The organism is Escherichia sp. MOD1-EC5433 (genome assembly GCF_002966005.1).
GTDB lineage: Bacteria > Pseudomonadota > Gammaproteobacteria > Enterobacterales > Enterobacteriaceae > Escherichia > Escherichia ruysiae.
Window position 1 is genome coordinate 570,977 of sequence record NZ_PTRL01000001.1, and the last position, 21,992, is coordinate 592,968.

25 protein-coding genes and 1 pseudogene are annotated in these 21,992 nt (G+C 51.5%); 12 read left to right on the forward strand and 14 right to left on the reverse strand.

All coding sequences use genetic code 11. From position 1 onward, the window contains the following. The first annotated feature begins 76 nt into the window (after window positions 1-76). The 5 genes from trmB (at window position 77) to C3D30_RS02905 (ending at window position 4,371) form a co-directional block, all read left to right on the forward strand. Complete coding sequence (trmB, locus tag C3D30_RS02885; RefSeq protein ID WP_000786919.1) at window positions 77-796, forward strand: tRNA (guanosine(46)-N7)-methyltransferase TrmB; 720 nt, start codon at window positions 77-79, stop codon at window positions 794-796. Continuing rightward, window positions 796-1,122: a YggL family protein gene (locus tag C3D30_RS02890; protein ID WP_001107564.1), complete on the forward strand. Its 327-nt coding sequence runs from the start codon at window positions 796-798 to the stop codon at window positions 1,120-1,122. The genes trmB and C3D30_RS02890 overlap by 1 nt, the downstream gene beginning before the upstream one ends. A gap of 183 nt (window positions 1,123-1,305) precedes the next feature. Further along, the gene (locus tag C3D30_RS02895) at window positions 1,306-2,025 is read left to right on the forward strand and encodes a YggN family protein (protein ID WP_105286443.1); all 720 of its coding nucleotides are present in this window, start codon (window positions 1,306-1,308) and stop codon (window positions 2,023-2,025) included. Between the two features lie 175 nt (window positions 2,026-2,200). After that, window positions 2,201-3,247, forward strand: a complete 1,047-nt coding sequence (ansB, locus tag C3D30_RS02900) for an L-asparaginase 2 (RefSeq protein WP_000394132.1) — start codon at window positions 2,201-2,203, stop codon at window positions 3,245-3,247. A 116-nt stretch (window positions 3,248-3,363) separates the two neighbouring features. Next, the gene (locus C3D30_RS02905) at window positions 3,364-4,371 is read left to right on the forward strand and encodes a DUF1202 family protein (protein ID WP_000745196.1); all 1,008 of its coding nucleotides are present in this window, start codon (window positions 3,364-3,366) and stop codon (window positions 4,369-4,371) included. A gap of 64 nt (window positions 4,372-4,435) precedes the next feature. Here C3D30_RS02905 and hemW read toward each other — a convergent pair whose 3' ends face one another. Genes hemW through yggS form a run of 5 tightly spaced genes read right to left on the reverse strand, consistent with a single transcriptional unit; the run spans window position 4,436 to window position 7,741 of the window. After that, window positions 4,436-5,572 (reverse strand): radical SAM family heme chaperone HemW, encoded by a 1,137-nt coding sequence (gene hemW / locus C3D30_RS02910; RefSeq protein WP_000239989.1) that lies wholly within the window; start codon window positions 5,570-5,572, stop codon window positions 4,436-4,438. Continuing rightward, entirely contained in the window at window positions 5,565-6,158 is a 594-nt protein-coding gene (locus C3D30_RS02915; RefSeq protein ID WP_001174760.1) for an XTP/dITP diphosphatase, read from the reverse strand. Before C3D30_RS02915 ends, hemW begins: the two co-directional genes overlap by 8 nt. Before the next feature lie 7 nt (window positions 6,159-6,165). After that, window positions 6,166-6,456: a DUF167 family protein YggU gene (gene yggU, locus C3D30_RS02920; protein WP_001277222.1), complete on the reverse strand. Its 291-nt coding sequence runs from the start codon at window positions 6,454-6,456 to the stop codon at window positions 6,166-6,168. Beyond that, window positions 6,453-7,019 (reverse strand): osmotic shock tolerance protein YggT, encoded by a 567-nt coding sequence (yggT, locus tag C3D30_RS02925; RefSeq protein ID WP_001094831.1) that lies wholly within the window; start codon window positions 7,017-7,019, stop codon window positions 6,453-6,455. The genes yggU and yggT overlap by 4 nt, the downstream gene beginning before the upstream one ends. A 17-nt stretch (window positions 7,020-7,036) precedes the next feature. After that, window positions 7,037-7,741, reverse strand: a complete 705-nt coding sequence (gene yggS, locus C3D30_RS02930; RefSeq protein WP_010347747.1) for a pyridoxal phosphate homeostasis protein — start codon at window positions 7,739-7,741, stop codon at window positions 7,037-7,039. A 17-nt stretch (window positions 7,742-7,758) separates the two neighbouring features. Between yggS and C3D30_RS02935 the strand changes: the two genes are divergently transcribed. After that, window positions 7,759-8,739 carry a PilT/PilU family type 4a pilus ATPase gene (locus tag C3D30_RS02935; RefSeq protein ID WP_105286444.1) on the forward strand — a complete coding sequence of 327 codons (981 nt, stop codon included), beginning with the start codon at window positions 7,759-7,761 and terminating at the stop codon, window positions 8,737-8,739. A 240-nt stretch (window positions 8,740-8,979) separates the two neighbouring features. On the opposite strand, the gene ruvX is transcribed toward C3D30_RS02935, so the two are convergent. The 8 genes from ruvX to metK form a co-directional block, all read right to left on the reverse strand. After that, window positions 8,980-9,396: a Holliday junction resolvase RuvX gene (ruvX, locus tag C3D30_RS02940; protein ID WP_000017111.1), complete on the reverse strand. Its 417-nt coding sequence runs from the start codon at window positions 9,394-9,396 to the stop codon at window positions 8,980-8,982. Next, window positions 9,396-9,959: a YqgE/AlgH family protein gene (locus C3D30_RS02945; protein WP_010354528.1), complete on the reverse strand. Its 564-nt coding sequence runs from the start codon at window positions 9,957-9,959 to the stop codon at window positions 9,396-9,398. Before C3D30_RS02945 ends, ruvX begins: the two co-directional genes overlap by 1 nt. Before the next feature lie 108 nt (window positions 9,960-10,067). Beyond that, window positions 10,068-11,018 (reverse strand): glutathione synthase, encoded by a 951-nt coding sequence (gene gshB, locus C3D30_RS02950; protein WP_000593295.1) that lies wholly within the window; start codon window positions 11,016-11,018, stop codon window positions 10,068-10,070. A 12-nt stretch (window positions 11,019-11,030) separates the two neighbouring features. Next, entirely contained in the window at window positions 11,031-11,762 is a 732-nt protein-coding gene (rsmE, locus tag C3D30_RS02955) for a 16S rRNA (uracil(1498)-N(3))-methyltransferase (RefSeq protein WP_010350368.1), read from the reverse strand. A 79-nt stretch (window positions 11,763-11,841) separates the two neighbouring features. Continuing rightward, a complete protein-coding gene (gene endA, locus C3D30_RS02960) occupies window positions 11,842-12,549 on the reverse strand; it encodes a deoxyribonuclease I (protein ID WP_000286197.1) in 708 nt (235 codons plus the stop codon). 94 nt (window positions 12,550-12,643) lie between these two features. Beyond that, complete coding sequence (locus C3D30_RS02965; RefSeq protein WP_000858392.1) at window positions 12,644-13,141, reverse strand: SprT family zinc-dependent metalloprotease; 498 nt, start codon at window positions 13,139-13,141, stop codon at window positions 12,644-12,646. A 76-nt stretch (window positions 13,142-13,217) separates the two neighbouring features. Then, complete coding sequence (galP, locus tag C3D30_RS02970) at window positions 13,218-14,612, reverse strand: galactose/proton symporter (RefSeq protein WP_001112301.1); 1,395 nt, start codon at window positions 14,610-14,612, stop codon at window positions 13,218-13,220. Between the two features lie 469 nt (window positions 14,613-15,081). Next, window positions 15,082-16,236 carry a methionine adenosyltransferase gene (metK, locus tag C3D30_RS02975; protein WP_001062128.1) on the reverse strand — a complete coding sequence of 385 codons (1,155 nt, stop codon included), beginning with the start codon at window positions 16,234-16,236 and terminating at the stop codon, window positions 15,082-15,084. Window positions 16,237-16,291: 55 nt separating this feature from the next. Here metK and C3D30_RS20695 point away from each other — a divergent pair. The 6 genes and pseudogenes from C3D30_RS20695 (at window position 16,292) to speB (ending at window position 20,939) form a co-directional block, all read left to right on the forward strand. After that, window positions 16,292-16,543: pseudogene (locus tag C3D30_RS20695) on the forward strand (hypothetical protein). A 110-nt stretch (window positions 16,544-16,653) separates the two neighbouring features. After that, the gene (yqgG, locus tag C3D30_RS20700; RefSeq protein ID WP_272941840.1) at window positions 16,654-16,797 is read left to right on the forward strand and encodes a small protein YqgG; all 144 of its coding nucleotides are present in this window, start codon (window positions 16,654-16,656) and stop codon (window positions 16,795-16,797) included. Between the two features lie 94 nt (window positions 16,798-16,891). Then, window positions 16,892-17,023, forward strand: a complete 132-nt coding sequence (yqgB, locus tag C3D30_RS02990) for an acid stress response protein YqgB (protein WP_001338822.1) — start codon at window positions 16,892-16,894, stop codon at window positions 17,021-17,023. A gap of 8 nt (window positions 17,024-17,031) precedes the next feature. After that, window positions 17,032-19,008, forward strand: coding sequence for a biosynthetic arginine decarboxylase (gene speA / locus C3D30_RS02995; protein WP_010347927.1), 1,977 nt, complete (start codon window positions 17,032-17,034; stop codon window positions 19,006-19,008). A 143-nt stretch (window positions 19,009-19,151) separates the two neighbouring features. Continuing rightward, the gene (locus C3D30_RS03000; RefSeq protein WP_105286445.1) at window positions 19,152-19,883 is read left to right on the forward strand and encodes a hypothetical protein; all 732 of its coding nucleotides are present in this window, start codon (window positions 19,152-19,154) and stop codon (window positions 19,881-19,883) included. Between the two features lie 135 nt (window positions 19,884-20,018). Then, complete coding sequence (gene speB, locus C3D30_RS03005) at window positions 20,019-20,939, forward strand: agmatinase (RefSeq protein WP_000105566.1); 921 nt, start codon at window positions 20,019-20,021, stop codon at window positions 20,937-20,939. Between the two features lie 149 nt (window positions 20,940-21,088). Here the strand turns inward: speB and loiP are convergent, their stop codons facing one another. Continuing rightward, window positions 21,089-21,847, reverse strand: coding sequence for a metalloprotease LoiP (gene loiP / locus C3D30_RS03010; RefSeq protein ID WP_105286446.1), 759 nt, complete (start codon window positions 21,845-21,847; stop codon window positions 21,089-21,091). Between the last annotated feature and the right edge of the window lie 145 nt (window positions 21,848-21,992).

Here is a 21,992-nt window from a genome sequence, read left to right on the forward strand (position 1 = left end):
TTATCATGCTTGCATCCGGCAACTAACTTTGGATAATGCCCGTTTTCAGAACACTTTCACAAGCGACTAAATCTTTATGAAAAACGACGTCATCTCACCGGAATTTGATGAAAACGGCCGCCCACTGCGCCGTATCCGTAGTTTTGTGCGCCGCCAGGGGCGACTGACCAAAGGCCAGGAACATGCGCTGGAAAACTACTGGCCGGTGATGGGCGTTGAGTTCAGCGAAGATATGCTGGATTTCCCTGCGCTTTTTGGCCGTGAAGCGCCAGTGACGCTTGAGATTGGTTTCGGTATGGGCGCTTCGCTGGTAGCAATGGCTAAAGAGCGCCCGGAGCAGGACTTCCTCGGCATTGAAGTGCATTCGCCGGGCGTTGGCGCTTGTCTGGCTTCTGCGCATGAAGAAGGGTTAGATAACCTGCGTGTGATGTGCCATGACGCAGTCGAAGTGCTGCATAAAATGATTCCTGACAATTCATTGAGCATGGTTCAGCTCTTTTTCCCTGACCCGTGGCACAAAGCGCGCCATAATAAACGCCGTATCGTTCAGGTGCCGTTTGCTGAGCTAGTAAAAAGCAAACTGAAACTGGGGGGCGTATTCCATATGGCGACCGACTGGGAACCTTATGCGGAACATATGCTTGAAGTGATGTCTTCCATTGACGGTTATAAAAACCTGTCAGAGAGCAACGATTACGTACCGCGTCCGGCATCACGTCCGGTGACGAAATTTGAACAACGTGGTCATCGTCTTGGTCACGGAGTATGGGACTTAATGTTCGAGAGGGTGAAATAATGGCAAAGAACCGTAGCCGTCGTCTGCGTAAAAAAATGCACATCGACGAATTCCAGGAATTAGGATTTTCGGTGGCATGGCGATTCCCGGAAGGTACATCGGAAGAACAAATTGATAAAACCGTTGATGACTTTATTAACGAGGTTATCGAACCGAATAAACTGGCCTTTGACGGCAGCGGCTATCTGGCCTGGGAAGGTCTGATCTGTATGCAGGAAATCGGCAAATGCACCGAAGAACATCAGGCGATTGTGCGTAAGTGGCTGGAAGAGCGCAAACTGGATGAGGTACGCACCAGCGAACTTTTCGACGTTTGGTGGGACTAAGAAAACATACGGGCGATGACAAATGCAAAACTGCCTGATGCGCTACGCTTATCAGGTCTACAAAAGATGCACGATCGAGTAGGCCGGATAAGGCGTTTACGCCGCATCCGGCATGGACAGCGCGCACTTTGTTATCAATCTGGGCCAGCAAATGCTGGCCTGATTTGTTCTTGAGGGAAGATTATGATGCGCAAAATGCTGCTGGCGGCAGCACTTTCAGTGACGGCAATGACCGCTCACGCCGACTACCAGTGCAGCGTCACGCCGCGTGACGATGTGATTGTCAGCCCGCAAACCGTGCAGGTGAAGGGCGAAAACGGCAATCTGGTGATCACGCCAGACGGCAACGTGATGTACAACGGCAAACAATATTCTCTGAACGCTGCCCAACGCGAGCAGGCGAAGGATTATCAGGCAGAATTGCGCAGTACGTTACCGTGGATTGATGAAGGCGCGAAAAGTCGCGTCGAGAAAGCCCGTATCGCGCTGGATAAAATTATCGTTCAGGAGATGGGCGAAAGCAGCAAAATGCGCAGCCGTCTGACCAAACTGGATGCGCAATTAAAAGAGCAGATGAACCGCATTATCGAAACGCGCAGCGATGGCCTGACGTTCCACTATAAAGCTATCGATCAGGTTCGCGCCGAAGGCCAGCAGTTAGTGAATCAGGCAATGGGCGGTATTTTGCAGGACAGCATTAATGAAATGGGCGCGAAAGCGGTGCTGAAAAGCGGCGGTAACCCACTACAGAACGTGCTGGGAAGCCTGGGGGGGCTGCAATCCTCAATCCAAACCGAGTGGAAAAAGCAGGAAAAAGATTTCCAGCAGTTTGGCAAAGATGTCTGTATCCGTGTCGTGACACTGGAAGACAGCCGCAAAGCCCTGGTCGGGAATTTGAAATAATCCTCTATTCTAAGACGGCATAATACTTTTTTATGCCGTTTAATTCTTCGTTTTGTTACCTGCCTCTAACTTTATAGATCTCCAAAATTCATTCACGTTGTAAATTGTTTAACGTCAAATTTCCCATACAAAGCTAAGGGATAATACGTAGCGTTCACGTAACTGGAGGAATGAAATGGAGTTTTTCAAAAAGACGGCACTTGCCGCACTGGTTATGGGTTTTAGTGGTGCAGCATTAGCATTACCGAATATCACCATTCTAGCGACCGGCGGGACGATTGCCGGCGGTGGTGACTCCGCAACCAAATCTAACTACACAGCGGGTAAAGTTGGCGTAGAAAATCTGGTTAATGCGGTGCCGCAACTGAAGGACATTGCGAACGTTAAAGGCGAGCAGGTAGTTAACATCGGCTCCCAGGACATGAATGACAATGTCTGGCTGACGCTGGCGAAAAAAATTAACACCGACTGCGATAAAACTGATGGCTTCGTTATTACCCACGGTACTGACACGATGGAAGAAACCGCTTACTTCCTCGACCTGACGGTGAAATGTGACAAGCCAGTGGTGATGGTAGGCGCAATGCGCCCATCCACTTCCATGAGCGCAGACGGTCCATTCAATCTGTATAACGCGGTAGTGACCGCAGCCGATAAAGCCTCCGCCAACCGTGGTGTGCTGGTGGTGATGAACGACACCGTGCTTGATGGTCGTGACGTCACCAAAACTAATACCACCGATGTAGCGACCTTCAAGTCTGTTAACTACGGTCCGTTGGGTTACATTCACAACGGTAAGATTGACTACCAGCGTACCCCGGCACGTAAGCACACCAGCGACACGCCGTTCGATGTCTCTAAGCTAAATGAACTGCCGAAAGTCGGCATCGTTTATAACTACGCCAACGCATCCGATCTTCCGGCAAAAGCACTGGTAGATGCAGGCTACGACGGTATCGTTAGCGCCGGTGTGGGTAACGGCAATCTGTATAAAACCGTGTTCGACACCCTGGCGACCGCTGCGAAAAACGGCACTGCGGTAGTACGTTCTTCCCGCGTACCGACGGGCGCAACCACTCAGGATGCCGAAGTGGATGATGCAAAATACGGTTTCGTCGCTTCTGGCACGCTGAACCCGCAAAAAGCGCGCGTTCTGCTGCAACTGGCACTGACGCAAACTAAAGATCCACAGCAGATCCAGCAGATTTTCAATCAGTACTAATCGCCTCGCCCCGGTATCGTGCCGGGGCTTTTTCACTTCAGACTCACGTCCATTGCCAATTGTTATTACCATGATGATAATCACTGGAATAAATTATTCCTCGCGAGGGTTTTCTGGTGAAAAAGCAATGGATTGTAGGCACGGCGCTGTTTGTGTTGATGTCTGGTAATGGCTGGGCCGATGGCGAACCGCCAACTGAAAATGTCTTAAAAGATCAATTCAACAAGCAGTATCACGGCATACTCAAGCTTGATGCCATCAGCTTAAAAAACCTTGATGCAAAAGGTAATCAGGCCACCTGGTCAGCGGAAGGCGATGTTTCTTCCAGTGATGATCTCTATACCTGGGTTGGTCAACTGGCAGACTACCAACTACTGGAACAGACCTGGACGAAAGATAAACCGGTAAAATTTTCGGCGATGTTAACCAGTAAAGGAACACCTGCGTCTGGCTGGACGGTGAACTTTTACTCTTTTCAGGCAGCAGCCAGCGATCGTGGACGGGTGGTCGACGATATCAAAACGAATAATAAATATCTGATCGTGAATAGCGAAGATTTCAATTATCGCTTTAGTCAGCTTGAGTCAGTGTTGAATACCCAGAAGAACTCGATTCCTGCGCTGGAAAAGGAAGTGAAAGAGCTTGATAAGCAAATGGCGGCGGCGCAGAAAGCAGCGGATGCATATTGGGGAAAAGATGCAAACGGCAAGCAAATGACCCGCGAAGACGCCTTCAAAAAAATACACCAGCAACGGGATGAGTTTAATAAACAGAATGATAGCGAGGCGTTCGCGGTTAAATATGACAAAGAGGTTTATCAACCGGCGATTGCGGCATGTCATAAACAAAGCGAAGAGTGTTATGAAGTGCCGATTCAGCAGAAACGGGATTTCGATATCAACGAACAGCGGCGACAGACCTTTCTGCAATCACAAAAACTTAGCCGTAAATTGCAGGATGACTGGATAACGCTCGAGAAAGGGCAATATCCGTTAACGATGAAGGTTTCAGAAATAAACAGTAAAAAAGTCGCGATATTAATGAAGATTGACGATATCAATCAGGCGAGCGATCGCTGGAAAAAAGATACCGAAGAATTACGGCGTAATGGGGTGATTAAGTAATTTCTGCGATGACGCATGACTTGTAGCCGGATGCTGCATTCACGCCGCATCCGGCAATACAAGTTTACTCCGCCAGAAAAAGCTCCAGCAGCGAATTTAAAAATAACTTCCCATGTTTCGTTATCTGCCAGTAATCCGCACACTCAGTGAGATAACCCTGAGCGATAGCCTCGTCTAACTGTGGGCGAATAACTTCTTCGCAAAGCCCCGTGTACTGGCTAAACTCCATGCGCGGTGCGGCTTCCAGCAAACGGAAGCGATTCATAAAGAACTCGAATGGCTTATCTGCGGTTTCAACATCGCGCTGGCTTTCCAGATACCTTCCCTGCATAAAACCACGCGGATGACGCGTTTTGGTGGTACGCAGAATGCGCCCATCCGGGAAGGTCACTTTGCCGTGCGCGCCGCAGCCGATGCCGATGTAATCGCCAAATCGCCAGTAGTTAAGATTGTGCTGGCACTGATAACCCGGTTTGGCATAAGCGGAGGTTTCATATTGCTGATAACCCGCTGCGGTTAATAACTGATGCCCCTGTTCGAAAATATCCCACAGCGCGTCGTCGTCCGGCAGTACCGGCGGGCGTGAACCAAACAGCGTATTAGGTTCGATGGTCAGTTGATACCAGGAAAGATGCGGCGGATTCAGTTCAATAGCCTGGCGCAGATCGCCAAGCGCCTCTTCCAGCGATTGATCCGGCAGCCCATGCATTAAATCAAGGTTAAAGCTACGTAGCCCCAGCTCGCTTGCCAGTTTTGCAGCACGCTTCGCTTCTTGCGGGCCATGAATACGTCCCAGCCGTTTCAGCTTTTCTCCGCTAAAACTTTGCACTCCAATGGAAATGCGGTTCACGCCAGCACGCTGGTAATCGACAAAGCGATCGGCTTCTACCGTACCGGGATTCGCTTCCATGGTAATTTCTGCATCCGCTGCCAGCGGCAAACGTGCGCGCACACCGTCCAGCAGCGTTTGCATCGCCGGGCCGGAAAGCAGGCTCGGCGTACCACCGCCAATAAAGATTGTCTTTACTTCACGGTTCTGTGCGTAAGCGACATCGTTGTCCAGATCGCTAAGCAGATGCTGAACATAATCGTCGTGCGGCACTTCCCCTTTCAACGCGTGAGAGTTGAAATCGCAGTACGGGCATTTCTGCACGCACCACGGGATGTGAATGTAGAGACTCAGCGGCGGTAATTTAACCATTACGTAAAGCGTCCAGCAGCAGTTTCAATGCCTGACCACGATGGGAAATGGCGCTCTTTTCTTCGCGGGTTAGTTCGGCAGCGGTTTTACCTTCGGAAGGCACAAAGAAAATCGGATCATAACCAAAGCCACCAGTACCGGCAGGTTCACGGGTAATCACGCCCGGCCAGCTGCCGTGGCACACCAGCGGAGTTGGATCTTCCGCATGACGCAGATACACCAGCACACAGTGGAAGCGAGCCTGACGTTGGTTGTCCGGTACGTCTTTCAGTGTTTCCAGCAGTTTTTGCAGATTCTTTTGATCGGTTGCGTCTTCACCAGAATAACGCGCGGAGTAAATCCCTGGCGCGCCGCCAAGTACATCTACCGCCAGACCGGAGTCGTCGGCAATCGCTGGTAAACCGGTCGCTTTTGCCGCGTGGCGCGCTTTCAGAATCGCGTTTTCGATAAAGGTCAGGCCGGTTTCTTCAGCGGAATCAACGCCAAGTTCCGTCTGAGCCACAATATCAAGACCGAAGTCGCTAAGCAGCGACGCCAGCTCACGCACTTTACCGGCATTGCCGGTTGCGAGGACAACTTTTTGCATAGGATACCTAATTAATTAACGCCGCGATTTCTGGCGGGATTTGTTGCGGATTAATGATTTTAATTTGTTTGTGGCGACCAAGTTCGCCTTTTTCAATCACCACCTGACTTTTGGCTACCCGGAATTGCTTGCCGAGAAACTTCACCAGATGGCTGTTGGCCTGACCGTCAACCGGCGGCGCGGTAATGGCGACTTTTACCTCGTCGCCATGTAAACCGACAATAGAATCACGGCTGGCTTTCGGCTGAATATAGAGCCGCAAAACCAGGCCGTCATCGTTAACTGTTACGGCACTCATAACGCCATCCACAGCCCCGGTAGCAGCATGTTTCCGGTCGCCTGCAATACTTCTGCGACACCCATATTGATGACATACAGCAGCAGAACGAGGATCATCGGCGAGAAATCAATCCCACCCATTGCCGGCAGCAGGCGGCGAATCGGGCGCAGCAGCGGATCGGCAAGCTGAATCAGCACGTATTCAATCGGGCTACGACCCTGGCTTACCCAGCTCATAATCGCCATCACCAGCAGTACCCAGAAAATCAGCAGGCCAATGGTTTTCAGCAGAATTAATAAACCGGCAATCCAGATGATTGGCAGGAAGGTCACCACTTTAAACAGCACAATGGCTTTGATGAAACTGAGAATATAGGCAACCAGCAGCGAGGCGCTGTCAATTGGCCCCATTGCCGGAATAACGCGGCGCAGTGGCCCGATAATTGGCTGTGTCACTTTCACCACAAACTGTGAGAAAGGGTTGTAAAAATCACAATGAGCCCACTGCATCCAGATGCGTAATAACAGCACCATGGTATACAGCTCAATGACCGTTGAAAGCAGGAAAGTCAACGTATTCATGGCGTTCCTTTAATTCCTTATTTTTTAGAGTAATCACGCGCACCAAAGATGGCTGTGCCGATGCGAACCATTGTGCTACCTGCCGCAATGGCGGCTTCCATATCGTCCGACATCCCCAGAGAGAGCGTATCGACATGCGGGTAGCGCGTTTTCAGTCCGGCAAATGCTACAGCCATTTGGCGTGCAACTTCAAACTGCCTTACATATTCTGACTCAGGCGCCGGGATAGCCATCAGCCCGCGCAGGCGTAGACGCGGTAGTTCAGCGACCGCAGCCGCCAGTTCGTCCAGTTCTGCCAGTTGAATCCCGGACTTACTGTTTTCATCACTAATATTAATTTGAATCAGTACGTTAAGAGGGGGGAGTTCTGCCGGTCGCTGGTCGTTCAGGCGGGTAGCGATACGTAAACGGTCGATGGTATGACACCAGTCGAAATGCTCTGCCACCAGGCGGCTTTTATTAGACTGCAACGGGCCAATAAAATGCCATTCTAATCCTGTTACGCCCAGTTCCTGAAAGTGGCGAATTTTATCTACCCCTTCCTGAACGTAGTTTTCACCAAATTGACGCTGCCCGGCATCGATGGCTTCTGCGATGGCGCTCGCAGGTTTTGTTTTACTGACTGCAAGCAGCGTAATTTCTTCTGGAGAACGGCCGCAACGCGTTGCAGCCGCTGAGATTTTGTCCCGGACCTGTGCCAGGTTATGCGCAATATCGTTCATTTTCCGAGGATCTTAGTATGAATATGGAAGAAATTGTGGCCCTTAGTGTAAAGCATAACGTCTCGGATCTACACCTGTGCAGCGCCTGGCCCGCACGATGGCGCATTCGCGGCAGAATGGAAGCTGCACCGTTTGACGCGCCGGACGTCGAAGGGCTACTGCGGGAGTGGCTGGATGACGATCAGCGGGCAATATTGCTGGAAAATGGTCAGCTGGATTTTGCCGTGTCGCTGGCGGAAAACCAGCGATTGCGCGGCAGCGCATTCGCGCAACGGCAAGGCATTTCGCTGGCGTTACGGCTGTTGCCTTCGCACTGCCCGCAGCTCGAACAGCTTGGCGCACCACCGGTATTGCCGGAATTACTCAAGAGCGAGAATGGCCTGATTCTGGTGACGGGGGCGACGGGGAGTGGCAAATCTACCACGCTGGCGGCGATGGTTGGCTATCTCAATCAAAATGTCGATGCGCATATTCTGACGCTGGAAGATCCTGTTGAATATCTCTATGCCAGCCAGCGATGTTTGATCCAGCAGCGAGAAATCGGTTTGCACTGTATGACGTTCGCATCGGGATTGCGTGCCGCATTGCGGGAAGATCCCGATGTGATATTGCTCGGAGAGCTGCGTGACAGCGAGACAATACGTCTGGCGCTGACGGCGGCAGAAACCGGACATCTGGTGCTGGCGACCTTACATACGCGCGGTGCGGCGCAGGCCGTTGAGCGGCTGGTGGATTCATTTCCGGCGCAGGAAAAAGATCCCGTGCGTAATCAACTGGCGGGGAGTTTACGGGCGGTGTTGTCACAAAAGCTGGAAGTGGATAAGCAGGAAGGGCGCGTGGCGCTGTTTGAATTATTGATTAACACGCCTGCGGTGGGGAATTTGATTCGCGAAGGGAAAACCCACCAGTTGCCACATGTTATTCAAACCGGGCAGCAGGTGGGGATGTTAACTTTTCAGCAGAGTTGTCAGCAGCGGGTGGGGGAAGGGCGCCTGTGACGTTATAGTGTCTGATTAGCATCGTAAATATGCCTGATGCGCTACGCTTATCAGACCTACAGACGTTGCCACATGTAGGCTGAATAAGGCGTTCACGCTGCATCCGGTAATAAACGTCTGATGCGACGCTAACGCGTCTTATCAGACCTACAGACGTTGCCACATGTAGGCTGGATAAGGCGTTTACGCCGCATCCGGCAAGATGACGGTAATGACAATTCGCCAGGCTTATAAATCGCCTTAATAACCCTGCTCGAAATAACTTTCGAGAATGATAACCGCAGAGGCAGAGTCGACTTTACCTTTGTTGAGCGCCCGGTAACCACCTTGTTCAAAAAGCCCGGAACGCGCTTCTACGGTGCTAAGGCGCTCGTCATGTAGCTTTACTTCAACACCGAAACGACCATGAATACGGTTGGCGAATTTACGCGCCCTGGCGGTTAATGGCTGTTCGGTGCCGTCCATATTCAGCGGCAAACCGACGATGATTTCGTCCGGCTGCCACTCTTTCAGTAAACGTTCAATAAGGTTCCAGTCCGGCGTACCGTCCTGCGCTTTAATTGCAGGCAAAGGGCGAGCGGTGCCGGTAATGCGTTGACCTACCGCCACGCCAATGCTTTTAGTGCCGAAATCGAAGGCGAGTAAGGTTCCGCTCATCAGGCGTGCCCCGCCACACCAGGCATAGTGAGAATATCAACACCAATCAGTCTTGCCGCATCGCGCCAGCGGTCGGCAATCGGCGTTTTGAACAGAATATTCAGATCTGCCGGGGCGGTTAGCCAGGCGTTGTCGAGAATCTCTTGTTCCAGCTGGCCTTTATCCCAGGAGGCGTAACCCAGCGCCACCAATACGTCAGACGGTTGTTTATCGGTGCCGAGCGTTTCAAGTACATCACGGGAGGTGGTCATCACCGTGTTGTCTGAAATGCGAATACTGGAAGCAAAATTTGATGGTGGAGTATGCAAAATAAACCCGCGATCTTCAGCCAGCGGGCCGCCAAGCATAACCGGTTTGTCCAGACGGATTGATTCATCACGCGGCTCCGGCGTGATCTTCAGCTTTTCCAGAATCCCTTCAATTTTGAGATTTTCCAGTGGCTTGTTGACGATGATCCCCATTGCGCCATTGGTATTATGTTCGCAAATGTAGACCACGGAACGACGAAAAATCGGATCCTGGAGAGCAGGCATGGCAATAAGAAAGTGATGCTGTAAATTCATTGTCAGAGGTTCTGTTTCCTGGTTCAAAAAAGCAACAGCGCCCAGTATGCGTGGAAAGAAGGGCGCTGTCACTCAGAGTCTCAACGAGTTCCCTCTCGTTAAGCGGGGTTATTGCTGCTGTAAACGTGCTTCGATGGCATCCATTAACATTCCGGTGATCGAGACCGGAAACTCTGCTTCAATCTCACGAATACAGGTTGGGCTGGTGACGTTAATTTCAGTCAGACGGTCGCCGATAATATCCAGGCCAACAAAGATAAGCCCTTTTTCTTTCAGCGTCGGCCCGACCTGGCGTGCGATTTTCCAGTCACTTTCAGTTAGCGGACGAGGTTCGCCACGACCACCGGCAGCCAGATTGCCACGGGTTTCGCCACCTTGTGGAATACGTGCCAGACAGTACGGCACTGGCTCGCCATCGACGACCAGCACGCGCTTGTCGCCATCTTTAATGGCAGGCAGATAATTCTGCGCCATGCAGTAGCGCGTGCCGTGTTCAGTCAGGGTTTCGGCTATTACGCCGAGGTTCGGATCGCCCTCTTTCACCCGGAAAATAGACGCACCGCCCATACCGTCCAGCGGCTTAAGGATGATGTCGGTATGTTTTTCCCAGAACGCTTTCAACTGTGCTTTATTGCGCGTGACCAGCGTTTCCGGTGTTAAGTCAGAGAACCAGGCGGTAAACAGTTTTTCGTTACAGTCGCGCAAGCTCTGCGGCTTGTTAACGATCAGCGTACCTTTCTCTTCGGCACGTTCCAGAATGTAAGTGGCGTAGATAAACTCGGTATCAAACGGCGGATCTTTACGCATCAGGATCACGTCGAGATCGGCCAGTGGCAGATCCTGCTCTCCCGTAAACTCGTACCATTTATCGTAGTTTTGTTCAACGCTCAGAGTACGCGTATGAGCACGGGCTTCACCGTTAATCAAATAGAGATCGGCCATCTCCATATAGTGAAGTTCGTAACCACGACGTTGTGCTTCCAGCAACATAGCGAAGCTGGAATCTTTCTTGATGTTGATGCTTGCGATGGGGTCCATCACGATGCCGAGCTTGATCATTATTCTTCTCCGTTAGCCCAGATCGCCAAAACGTACTTGTAGCGCAGTTATGGCGGTGAGCGCAGTTGTCTCTGTACGCAAAACGCGAGGTCCCAACAGGATATCAGTAAATTGATAGCGGGCAGTCATGGCAATTTCATCTGCCGACAAACCGCCTTCCGGGCCAATCAGCAGGCGGACGCGTTCGACCGGCAACGGCAACGTGTTGATACTGTTACTGGCGCGCGGGTGAAGATTCAGTTTCAGCCCTTCATCCTGCTCTGCACACCAGGCTTCCAGATCCATCGCCGGACGGATTTCCGGCACCCGATTACGACCACACTGCTCGCAGGCGGCAATTGCAATTTTCTGCCACTGCTGGAGCTTCTTGTTCAGACGTTCGCTATCCAGTTTAACGCCGCAGCGTTCAGAAAAAAGTGGCGTAATGAGGCTTACTCCAAGTTCGATCGATTTCTGGATAGTAAATTCCATTTTTTCACCGCGCGACATCACCTGACCGAGATGAATATGCAACGGGGATTCACGATCGTCGAGCTGACCTTCCAGCACTTTTACTTCGACACTTTTTTTGCTGGCGCTGGTAATTTCTGCGTCAAAGACTTGGTTGCTGCCGTCAAACAATTGCAACGCCTGTCCAGGTCCCATACGCAGCACACGTCCGATATGGTTGGCTGCATCTTCGCAAAGCGCAATGTGAGAGTTGCTGATAAGTGGTTCTGGATGATAAATGCGGGGGATACGCATGGTTAAAAATCCGCGTCGTCTCCCCACGCGGTTGTCCGCGTGGGGTAGGGGTTAACAAAAAGAATCCCGCTAGTGTAGGTTAGCTCTTTCGCGCCTGGCAAGCGCGTTGCACATACGGGTTATGATTGCCTTGCATCTTCGCAATACGTTCGTCACGCTCACACTCCCAGTCGGTGACCGGATACATTTTGTTCCAGGCGTTAAACAACTGCGTTTGTTGGCGTGAGAGTGTCAGGTTGTACTGGTCGCGCATGTAGAAGTAAATCCGCGCAATGGAACCACGGGCATGAGCTGGCGGTTCAGCCACTTTTTCTTTGAAATCCACCTTCATGGCGCACTGCCCGTACTGCCCTTCGCCGCCGTTCCACTGACTATACATAAAATTGCCGCGATCGCCGTTCACTTCGCCTATCGCGGGCTGAAGGTTATGCATATCGCTTTCCATTTGGCGATAAACCGGATCTTTGGCGCAGTTTTTACGACCGCCTTCCTGCCAGCACTGACGCTGGTGGCCGAACTGCCAGGCAGGAACCACATGTTCCCACTCTACGCGGCTGGCGCGGTTTTCATTTTTGCGCACCTGGTATCCGCACGACTCCAGATCCACGACGCCTTTTTTACCCTGCCAGTTGATTTTACATCCGCAGTAAAATGTTCCCGGCACATCAGCGTAGACTTTTACCGCTGCTGTTTTCGCCTGGGAAAAACTATTGATGCCTTCGGCTAACGCCGTGCCGGATAATGCTGCGCTCAGTACCACCGCAGCCACAGACAAATTACGGTACATCACTTACTCCGTGTTAAAACGAGCGAGCAACGTAGCGAAAGTTGTTTTGGTATGCAATCAGCCAGATCAGTAAAATTCCTGATAGTTCTACTGGTTATTGGGCAACCAGTTGTTCACCGCAGTGAACGCAGCGATAGACGGCCTCTCCACGCACCACGCGATTATGGCGGCGTACGGTAAGCTGATGCTCCTGGCATTTACAGCGGTAAGGGAAGGTGTTGCGGCGCACGGATTGTAGCTCAAACTGATGCGTGCGGCGGGCGGGAACGCCCAGCACGTTTTCCATCATCCACTTCCACTCTTTTCCATGCGGCGCCACGCGACCGAAGTGTTTCCAGACCAGTAAATGCGCCAGCTCGTGCGGTACGACTTCTTCTATAAAAGCCTCGCTGTTTTCCATCAGCAAAACCGGATTGAGGCGAATTTCATAGCTGTCCAGCCATGCCGTTCCGGCGGATGTACCACGCTGGGTGTACGAAATTTTTGGCTCCGGGTAATTACGCCCCAGCTTCAGGTTGGCCTGGGCGAGTTTTTCCCGCAGGCGACGCATAACGGCCTGTTGGATGGCGATAGGGAGACGGGAAGTTTTCATAGCGGCTGAGGATAAAGCGAAGAAAAGATGACTGCAAGAGGCGGCTTCCTCCGCGACGGGAGGAAGCCTGAGGAGATTAATCGTGAGCGCCGATTTCGCGCAGTTTACGACCTTTCATCAGATTACGTTCAATATGTTCCAGCGAAACGTGTTTGGTTTCCGGCACCAGCCACAGCGTCAGCAGGATAAACAGCACGTTCAGAGCCGCATACACCCAGAAGGTGTTGGCGTTGCCTAGCGTGTTGAGCATGGTCAGGAACGTTGCGCCGACGATCATGTTGGCAATCCAGTTGGTGGCGGTGGAGCAGGTGATGCCAAAATCGCGGCCTTTCAACGGCTGAATTTCGGAGCACAGTACCCAAATCAGCGGACCGGCGCTCATCGCAAAACCGACAATAAACATCAGCAACATGGCGATAGCGAAATACTGCGCCGACGGTGAGTGAATACCGATATGCATCATTGTGCCGAGTACGCCCATGCCCGCAGCCATGACGAGGAAACCCAGCGTCAGCGTTGGTTTACGTCCCCAGCGGTCAACAAGGCCGATAGCGATAAAGGTGGCGAGTACGTTGGTCAGGCCGACGATCACCGTCCCCCACATTTGCTCGGTGGTGTTGGTATAACCTGCCAGTTCGAATATTTTCGGTGCGTAATACATGATGACGTTCATCCCGGTGAATTGCTGCATCACCTGCAACAGTACGCCAAGGAACACCGCGCGACGGAAGTTGCTGTTCTCTTTAAACAGCGCCCAACCACTCTGTTTAACCTGCAAACTTTCACGGATTTCATCCAGTTCGCGTTTCGCTTCTGCGCTGGTGTCGCGCAGGCGCAGCAGCACGCGTTCGGCATCAACAAAGCGACGTTTGGCGGCAAACCAGCGTGGGCTGTCTGGCAGGAAGAAGACACCAATCAGCAGCAGAATTGCCGGGATGATAATCACACCCAGCATCCAGCGCCATGCGCCGGTGTAGCTGAAGGCGGTATCAGAAAGATAAGCACCGAGGATGCCGATGGTAATCATCAGCTGATACATCGAGATCATACTGCCGCGAATTTTTTCCGGTGCAATTTCAGAGAGGTAAAGCGGCGCGGTATAAGAGGCAACACCCACCGCCAGCCCCAGCAGAACGCGGGAAAGAATCAATACTTCAACGTTCGGCGCAGCCGCAGAAAACAGCGAACCGGCAACAAACAGGATTGCGCCGATCATCAGGCTCTTTTTGCGCCCGAGTTTAAAAGAGAGCCAGCCACTGCCTACCGCACCGACTGCCGCACCAAACATCATGGAGCTTACGACCCATTCTTGCGTGTGCGAGGTAATCTGGAATTCATCTGCAATAAACGGCAGTGCGCCAGCAATTACACCGATATCCAGGCCAAAGAGTAATCCTGCCAGAGCGGCAAGGAAGCAGACGAAAAACGTCATTGCCTTGTTTGACCGCCCCTGTTTTTTAGCGTCAGGCATGATGCCCTCCAATATGTTATTTTTTATTGTGAATTAAGATAGGTGAGTACGACGTAAAAAGATGTGAGGCAAATCACATCAGTGTAATCGCTTACACTGGCATTTATAGTGGTTATAATTTAAGTGCATGAAAACAATTGATTTATATCATCATAGATTAAACATAGTTATCTGCAATTAAGACTTTGCTGAAAAGAAATGTAACAGTTATGAAAAATGAATCACAAGATGAAAATACTGTGAATGTTTGCTCTTCGTGGTTGGTGTAATCGGTTTCAGTAATGGTGATAATTTGCGGGTAAACGTGTTCAGCAATGGAAAGTTACTATCGTGTGGCGGCTTTTTGCCGGATGCGGCGTGAATAACTACGTTTGGAGTTTGTAGGACTGATAAGCGTAGTGCATCGGGCATTTTTTTAGAAAAGAAAAAGGCCAGCACGAGGCTGGCCTTTGAAAGCAGGGATAAAAGATTATTTCAGACCGGCTGCATCGCGCAGCAGTTGCGCTTTGTCGGTTTTTTCCCATGGGAAATGTTCGCGACCAAAGTGACCGTATGCTGCGGTTTCTTTGTAGATTGGATGCAGCAGATCCAGCATCTGAATCAGACCGTATGGACGCAGGTCGAAGAACTCACGTACCAGCAGGGTCAGCTGTTCAGAAGGTACTTTCTCAGTACCGAAAGTTTCGACCATGATGGAGGTCGGTTCTGCCACGCCGATCGCGTAGGAAACCTGAATTTCACAACGATCGGCCAGACCTGCAGCAACGATGTTTTTCGCTACATAACGTGCTGCGTAGGCTGCGGAGCGGTCCACTTTTGATGGATCTTTACCAGAGAATGCGCCGCCACCGTGACGTGCCATGCCGCCGTAAGTATCGACGATGATTTTGCGACCAGTCAGACCGCAGTCACCCATCGGGCCGCCGATAACAAAACGTCCGGTCGGGTTGATGAAGAATTTGGTTGCGGAAGTCAGCCATTCAGCGGGCAGAATCGGCTTGATGATCTCTTCCATCACCGCTTCTTGCAGGGATTTCTGGTCGATCTCTTCAGAATGCTGGGTGGAAAGCACTACAGCATCGATGCCGACGATTTTGCCGTCGTCATACTGGAAAGTAACCTGGCTTTTCGCGTCCGGGCGCAGCCACGGCAGAGTGCCGTTTTTACGCACTTCAGCCTGGCGCTGTACCAGACGGTGTGCATAGGTGATTGGTGCTGGCATCAGCACGTCGGTTTCATTGGTTGCGTAACCAAACATCAGACCCTGGTCGCCCGCGCCCTGTTCCAGCGGATCGGCACGGTCAACACCCTGGTTGATGTCAGGAGACTGTTTGCCGATGGCGCTCAGAACCGCACAGGAGTTAGCGTCAAAGCCCATGTCGGAATGCACATAGCCAATTTCGCGAACGGTGTTACGGGTGATCTCTTCGATGTCTACCCAGGCGCTGGTGGTGATTTCACCGCCAACTAAGACCATGCCGGTTTTTACGTAGGTTTCGCAAGCAACGCGTGCTTTCGGATCCTGTTCGAGGATCGCATCTAAAACAGCATCAGAGATTTGGTCAGCAATTTTGTCAGGATGCCCTTCAGAGACGGACTCGGACGTAAAAAGGTGTTTTGCCATATTTAATATCACCAAAAGAGAATTTAGTTAGCTCAAACTGTTGTGTGGATTTTCTGTGGTAGCGGATCCTACCACGACTCTGCAGATTAAAAACACTGGCAGTCTGAGTGTTAATCAGTATGGATGGATTAACATCTGGACGGCTATTTTAGGTCACTTCTTCACCCAATTTCCACTTTTTTTTGAATCGTGTCTCATTCTGCTAAAAACGTAGCTGGAAATTTTTCCTGACAATGCTGGCATTCTGCGCATTTATCTTTTGCAATTTTCTGCCATTGTGGGGTATAAAACGCGGCGCGCGGCTTAAATAAAAAGCACACGACGTTTCTTTCGTGTTGCCACTTCCAGCCGGGTTGAAATCAGTGTTTTAGCTTGTTGGTTCGTCTTCGCAGGCGGCCGTGGAGGTGATACGAAATAATGAATCGTTGTCTGCTGCTTAATCTGTCGCACCGTTCTGGTGTAGATTCGTTCCCCGCATTCTGCATCTCTGCATTGCATACCTGCCGATGTTATACCCATCTCGGCGCTTCTCAGGATTCAAGAGCTGGCAACAGTTACTGAAGACTGAACAAGGGCGCTCTTGTAAAAAACAAGAGTTTTCTCGTGGTTTCGCCGAACTGTCACACTTACGTTCGGTTATGTGTTTAATAATGTTATGAAAAAGAAACCGGTTGCGCAGTCGGAGCGTCAGCATACGCTGCTGGAAAATCCGTGTGCTTATGGGTTGTTATCGCAGTTTCAGGCTGCGATAGTGGTTAACTGTTTTACACTTAATAAAATAATTTGAGGTTCGCTATGTCTGACGACATGTCTATGAGTTTGCCTTCGTCAGCGGGCGAACACGGTGTACTACGCTCCATGCAGGAGGTTGCAATGAGCTCCCAGGAAGCCAGCAAGATGCTGCGTACTTACAATATTGCCTGGTGGGGCAATAACTACTATGACGTTAACGAGCTGGGTCACATCAGCGTGTGCCCGGACCCGGACGTCCCGGAAGCTCGCGTCGATCTCGCGCAGTTGGTGAAAACCCGCGAAGCGCAGGGGCAGCGCCTGCCAGCACTGTTCTGCTTCCCGCAGATCCTCCAGCACCGTTTGCGTTCCATTAATGCTGCGTTTAAACGTGCGCGGGAATCCTACGGTTATAACGGTGACTACTTCCTCGTTTATCCGATTAAAGTTAACCAGCATCGCCGCGTGATTGAGTCTCTGATTCATTCTGGTGAACCGCTGGGACTGGAAGCAGGTTCCAAAGCCGAGTTGATGGCGGTGCTGGCTCATGCGGGCATGACCCGTAGCGTCATCGTCTGTAACGGTTATAAAGACCGCGAATATATCCGCCTGGCGCTAATTGGCGAGAAGATGGGCCATAAGGTCTATCTGGTTATTGAGAAGATGTCGGAAATCGCCATTGTGCTGGATGAAGCTGAACGCCTGAACGTTGTTCCGCGTCTGGGTGTGCGTGCGCGTCTGGCCTCACAAGGTTCTGGCAAATGGCAGTCTTCTGGCGGGGAAAAATCGAAGTTCGGTCTGGCAGCAACTCAGGTACTGCAACTGGTTGAAACGCTACGTGAAGCCGGACGTCTCGACAGCCTGCAACTGCTGCACTTCCACCTCGGTTCGCAGATGGCGAATATTCGCGATATCGCCACCGGCGTTCGGGAATCTGCACGCTTCTATGTTGAGCTTCACAAGCTCGGCGTCAATATTCAGTGCTTTGACGTCGGCGGCGGCCTGGGCGTGGATTATGAAGGCACCCGTTCGCAGTCCGATTGTTCGGTGAACTATGGCCTCAATGAATACGCCAACAACATCATTTGGGCGATTGGCGATGCTTGTGAAGAAAACGGCCTGCCGCATCCGACGGTGATCACCGAATCGGGTCGTGCGGTGACTGCGCATCACACCGTGCTGGTGTCTAATATCATCGGCGTGGAACGTAATGAATACACGGTGCCGACCGCGCCCGCAGAAGATGCGCCGCGCGCACTGCAAAGCATGTGGGAAACCTGGCAGGAAATGCACGAACCGGGGACTCGCCGTTCTCTGCGTGAATGGTTGCACGACAGCCAGATGGATCTGCACGATATTCATATTGGATACTCTTCCGGCACCTTTAGCCTGCAAGAACGTGCATGGGCGGAACAGCTCTATCTGAGCATGTGCCATGAAGTGCAGAAGCAGCTGGATCCGCAAAACCGCGCTCATCGTCCGATTATCGACGAATTGCAGGAACGTATGGCGGACAAAATGTACGTCAACTTCTCGCTGTTCCAGTCAATGCCGGATGCCTGGGGGATCGACCAGTTGTTCCCGGTTCTGCCGCTTGAAGGGTTGGATCAAGTGCCGGAACGTCGCGCTGTGCTGCTGGATATCACCTGTGACTCTGACGGTGCTATCGACCACTATATCGATGGTGACGGTATTGCCACGACAATGCCAATGCCGGAGTACGATCCAGAGAATCCGCCGATGCTCGGTTTCTTTATGGTCGGTGCCTATCAGGAGATCCTCGGCAACATGCACAACCTGTTCGGTGATACCGAAGCGGTTGACGTGTTCGTCTTCCCTGACGGTAGTGTAGAAGTGGAACTGTCTGACGAAGGCGATACCGTTGCGGATATGCTGCAATATGTGCAGCTCGATCCGAAAACGCTGTTAACTCAGTTCCGCGATCAGGTGAAGAAAACCGATCTTGATGCTGAACTGCAACAACAGTTCCTTGAAGAGTTCGAGGCAGGTTTGTACGGTTATACCTATCTTGAAGATGAATAATTAAGATTATTCTGCTGGCGGGTCGATTTATTTACGTAAATCGGTCCGCTTTCTTTTTATATATTCTTAAAAATAATTTAGCTGCTTTTCTTATTAAATAATCTCCCTACAATCGCTGTATTAATTAAATAGAGGGAACGGTTATGAAAAAATGGAAAGTACGTAGCGCGTTGATAGCATTAGTCGTGCTGCTGGCCGGTTGTTCCAGTAATGCGCAGTATAATAGCAGTGCATCGGGCAATGTCGGCACCGCCTGGGGTGGGGATGTGCACTCAACGGTTCAGGGCGTATCTGCTGAGCGAGCCTGGCGCGATCCGGCAGAGATGATCGTTATTAATTATTCGACAAATATTCCTTCCGGCTACGACCGTGTTTATAGCATTCGTATTAACGAACTGGAATATGCTATTCGTGATGCGAATTTTAATTCTCTACCTATTACGCGAGTTTATGATTCATCAAATAATGAACCGCGATATATTGTTCATGCCAGAGTGGGGATGAATTATCAATTATATGTCCGTAACTACAGCCGGAACACTAACTACGAGATCGTTGCTACGGTTGATGGCCTGGATGTTCTGAATGGTAAACAAGGTTCGTTGAATAACAATGGCTATATTGTGAACGCTGGTGATTCGTTAGCGATTAAAGGATTCCGCAAAGATAAACATACCGAAGCGGCTTTTCAGTTCGCCAATGTTGCAGATTCCTACGCCGCCAATTCGGCGCAAGGCGATGTGCGTAATACCGGGGTGATCGGCTTTGCCGCCTTTGAATTGCAAGGCTCGGCGAAAAGCGCGCTGCCGCCGTGCTCTGGACAAGCCTTTCCGGCTGACAACAATGGCTATGCGCCGCCACCGTGTCGTAAATAGCAACCTCGCTTGATGCCTCGCCCATTTAAGGCGATAATTAGCGTAAACTTGTGTTTCGCAAATCCAACCCTTCCTCGTCGGGCCTAACGACGCGGAAGGGTTTTTTTATATCGACTTTGTAAGAGGAGTCCATCCATGAGCACCTTAGGGCATCAATACGATAACTCACTGGTTTCCAACGCCTTTGGTTTTTTACGCCTGCCGATGAACTTCCAGCCGTATGACAGCGATGCTGACTGGGTGATTACCGGCGTGCCGTTCGATATGGCCACTTCTGGTCGTGCGGGTGGTCGTCACGGTCCGGCGGCTATCCGTCAGGTATCAACTAACCTGGCCTGGGAACACAACCGTTTCCCGTGGAATTTCGACATGCGCGAGCGCCTGAACGTCGTGGACTGCGGCGATCTGGTATATGCCTTCGGCGATGCCCGTGAGATGAGCGAGAAATTGCAGGCGCACGCAGAGAAACTGCTGGCTGCCGGTAAACGTATGCTCTCCTTCGGTGGTGACCACTTTGTCACGCTGCCGCTGCTGCGCGCTCATGCGAAACATTTCGGCAAAATGGCGCTGGTACACTTTGACGCCCACACCGATACCTACGCTAACGGTTGTGAATTTGACCACGGCACGATGTTCTATACCGCGCCGAAAGAAGGTCTGATTGACCCGAATCATTCCGTGCAAATTGGTATTCGTACCGAGTTTGATAAAGACAACGGCTTTACCGTGCTGGACGCCTGCCAGGTGAACGATCGCAGCGTGGATGATGTTATCGCCCAGGTGAAACAGATTGTGGGTGATATGCCGGTTTATCTGACTTTTGATATCGACTGCCTGGACCCTGCTTTTGCACCAGGCACCGGTACCCCGGTAATTGGCGGCCTGACCTCCGATCGCGCCATTAAACTGGTACGCGGCCTGAAAGATCTCAACATTGTTGGGATGGACGTTGTGGAAGTGGCTCCGGCATACGATCAGTCGGAAATCACCGCGCTGGCTGCGGCAACGCTGGCGCTGGAGATGCTCTATATTCAGGCGGCGAAAAAGGGCGAGTAAGCACCTTATCCTGCTTACGCTCATCACCCGTAGGCCGGATAAGATGCGTCAGCATCGCATCCGGCAATGCGCACGGTGTAACGCATGTGCCATTCATGTCGGATGCGGCGTGAACGCCTTATCTGACCTACGTTAGGCACCCCCGAACCTTACTTAACCCCATCCGCGCTCATACGATCGCGAATATGCTGGGCGCGTTCGGCGGATGCCGGATGGTCGTCAAACATTGAGCTTTGGCGACCTTCTTCCAGTTTCGCCAGTTTTTCAAAGCTGGTGGCGAGACCTGCCGGGCTGATGCCGCGTTGGCGCAACAAATCGTAGGAATAATCATCCGCTTCTGCTTCTTGGCGCTGGGAGAATTGCGAATTGACTAACTTCTCGCCCAGATCACCGAGTTGTGATTGTGACAAACTGCCGACAATCCCGCCCGCAGAGGCCGCAGCTACTCGCACGGCATTTGTACCAAGTGCCACCTGCATCCCTTTCTTCACATGGCCTAACGCCACGTGCCCCATTTCGTGACCGATCACCGCCTCGACTTCGTTATCGGTCATCATATCCATCAGGCCGCTATAAACGCGGATACAGCCGTTCGCCATCGCAAACGCATTCACATCCTTCGCCATATATACTTTGTAGTTCACCGGCTGACCGTTGATATTGTCGCCTAGCGCGTTAGCAATGGTGGTCAGTCGCTTAGCATATTCGCTATTGGCTGGCGCAATCGTCGCCTTGCTGTCCATCTCCGGACAGGCCTGATCGCTCAGGGCTTTCACCTGCGCATCACTCAAACTGTAGGCCTGAAAAGCTTCCGCTCCTGATGAGAGCAGTCCACTGGAGTCCATATTCTGGCAACCGGTCAGTACCGTTGCCACGCTCATTGCTACCAATAAGGCGCGAATTTTCATGTTTTCTCTTCCGCACAAGGTCAGGATTATTCTAAAAATGCGCCGTTTGCAGGTGAATCGACGCTCATCCTGAGTATAAGGAAAAGCGCAGCGGACGGGCGAGCAGATTGCGCAACATGCGAGCATGATCCAGAGATTTCTGAAG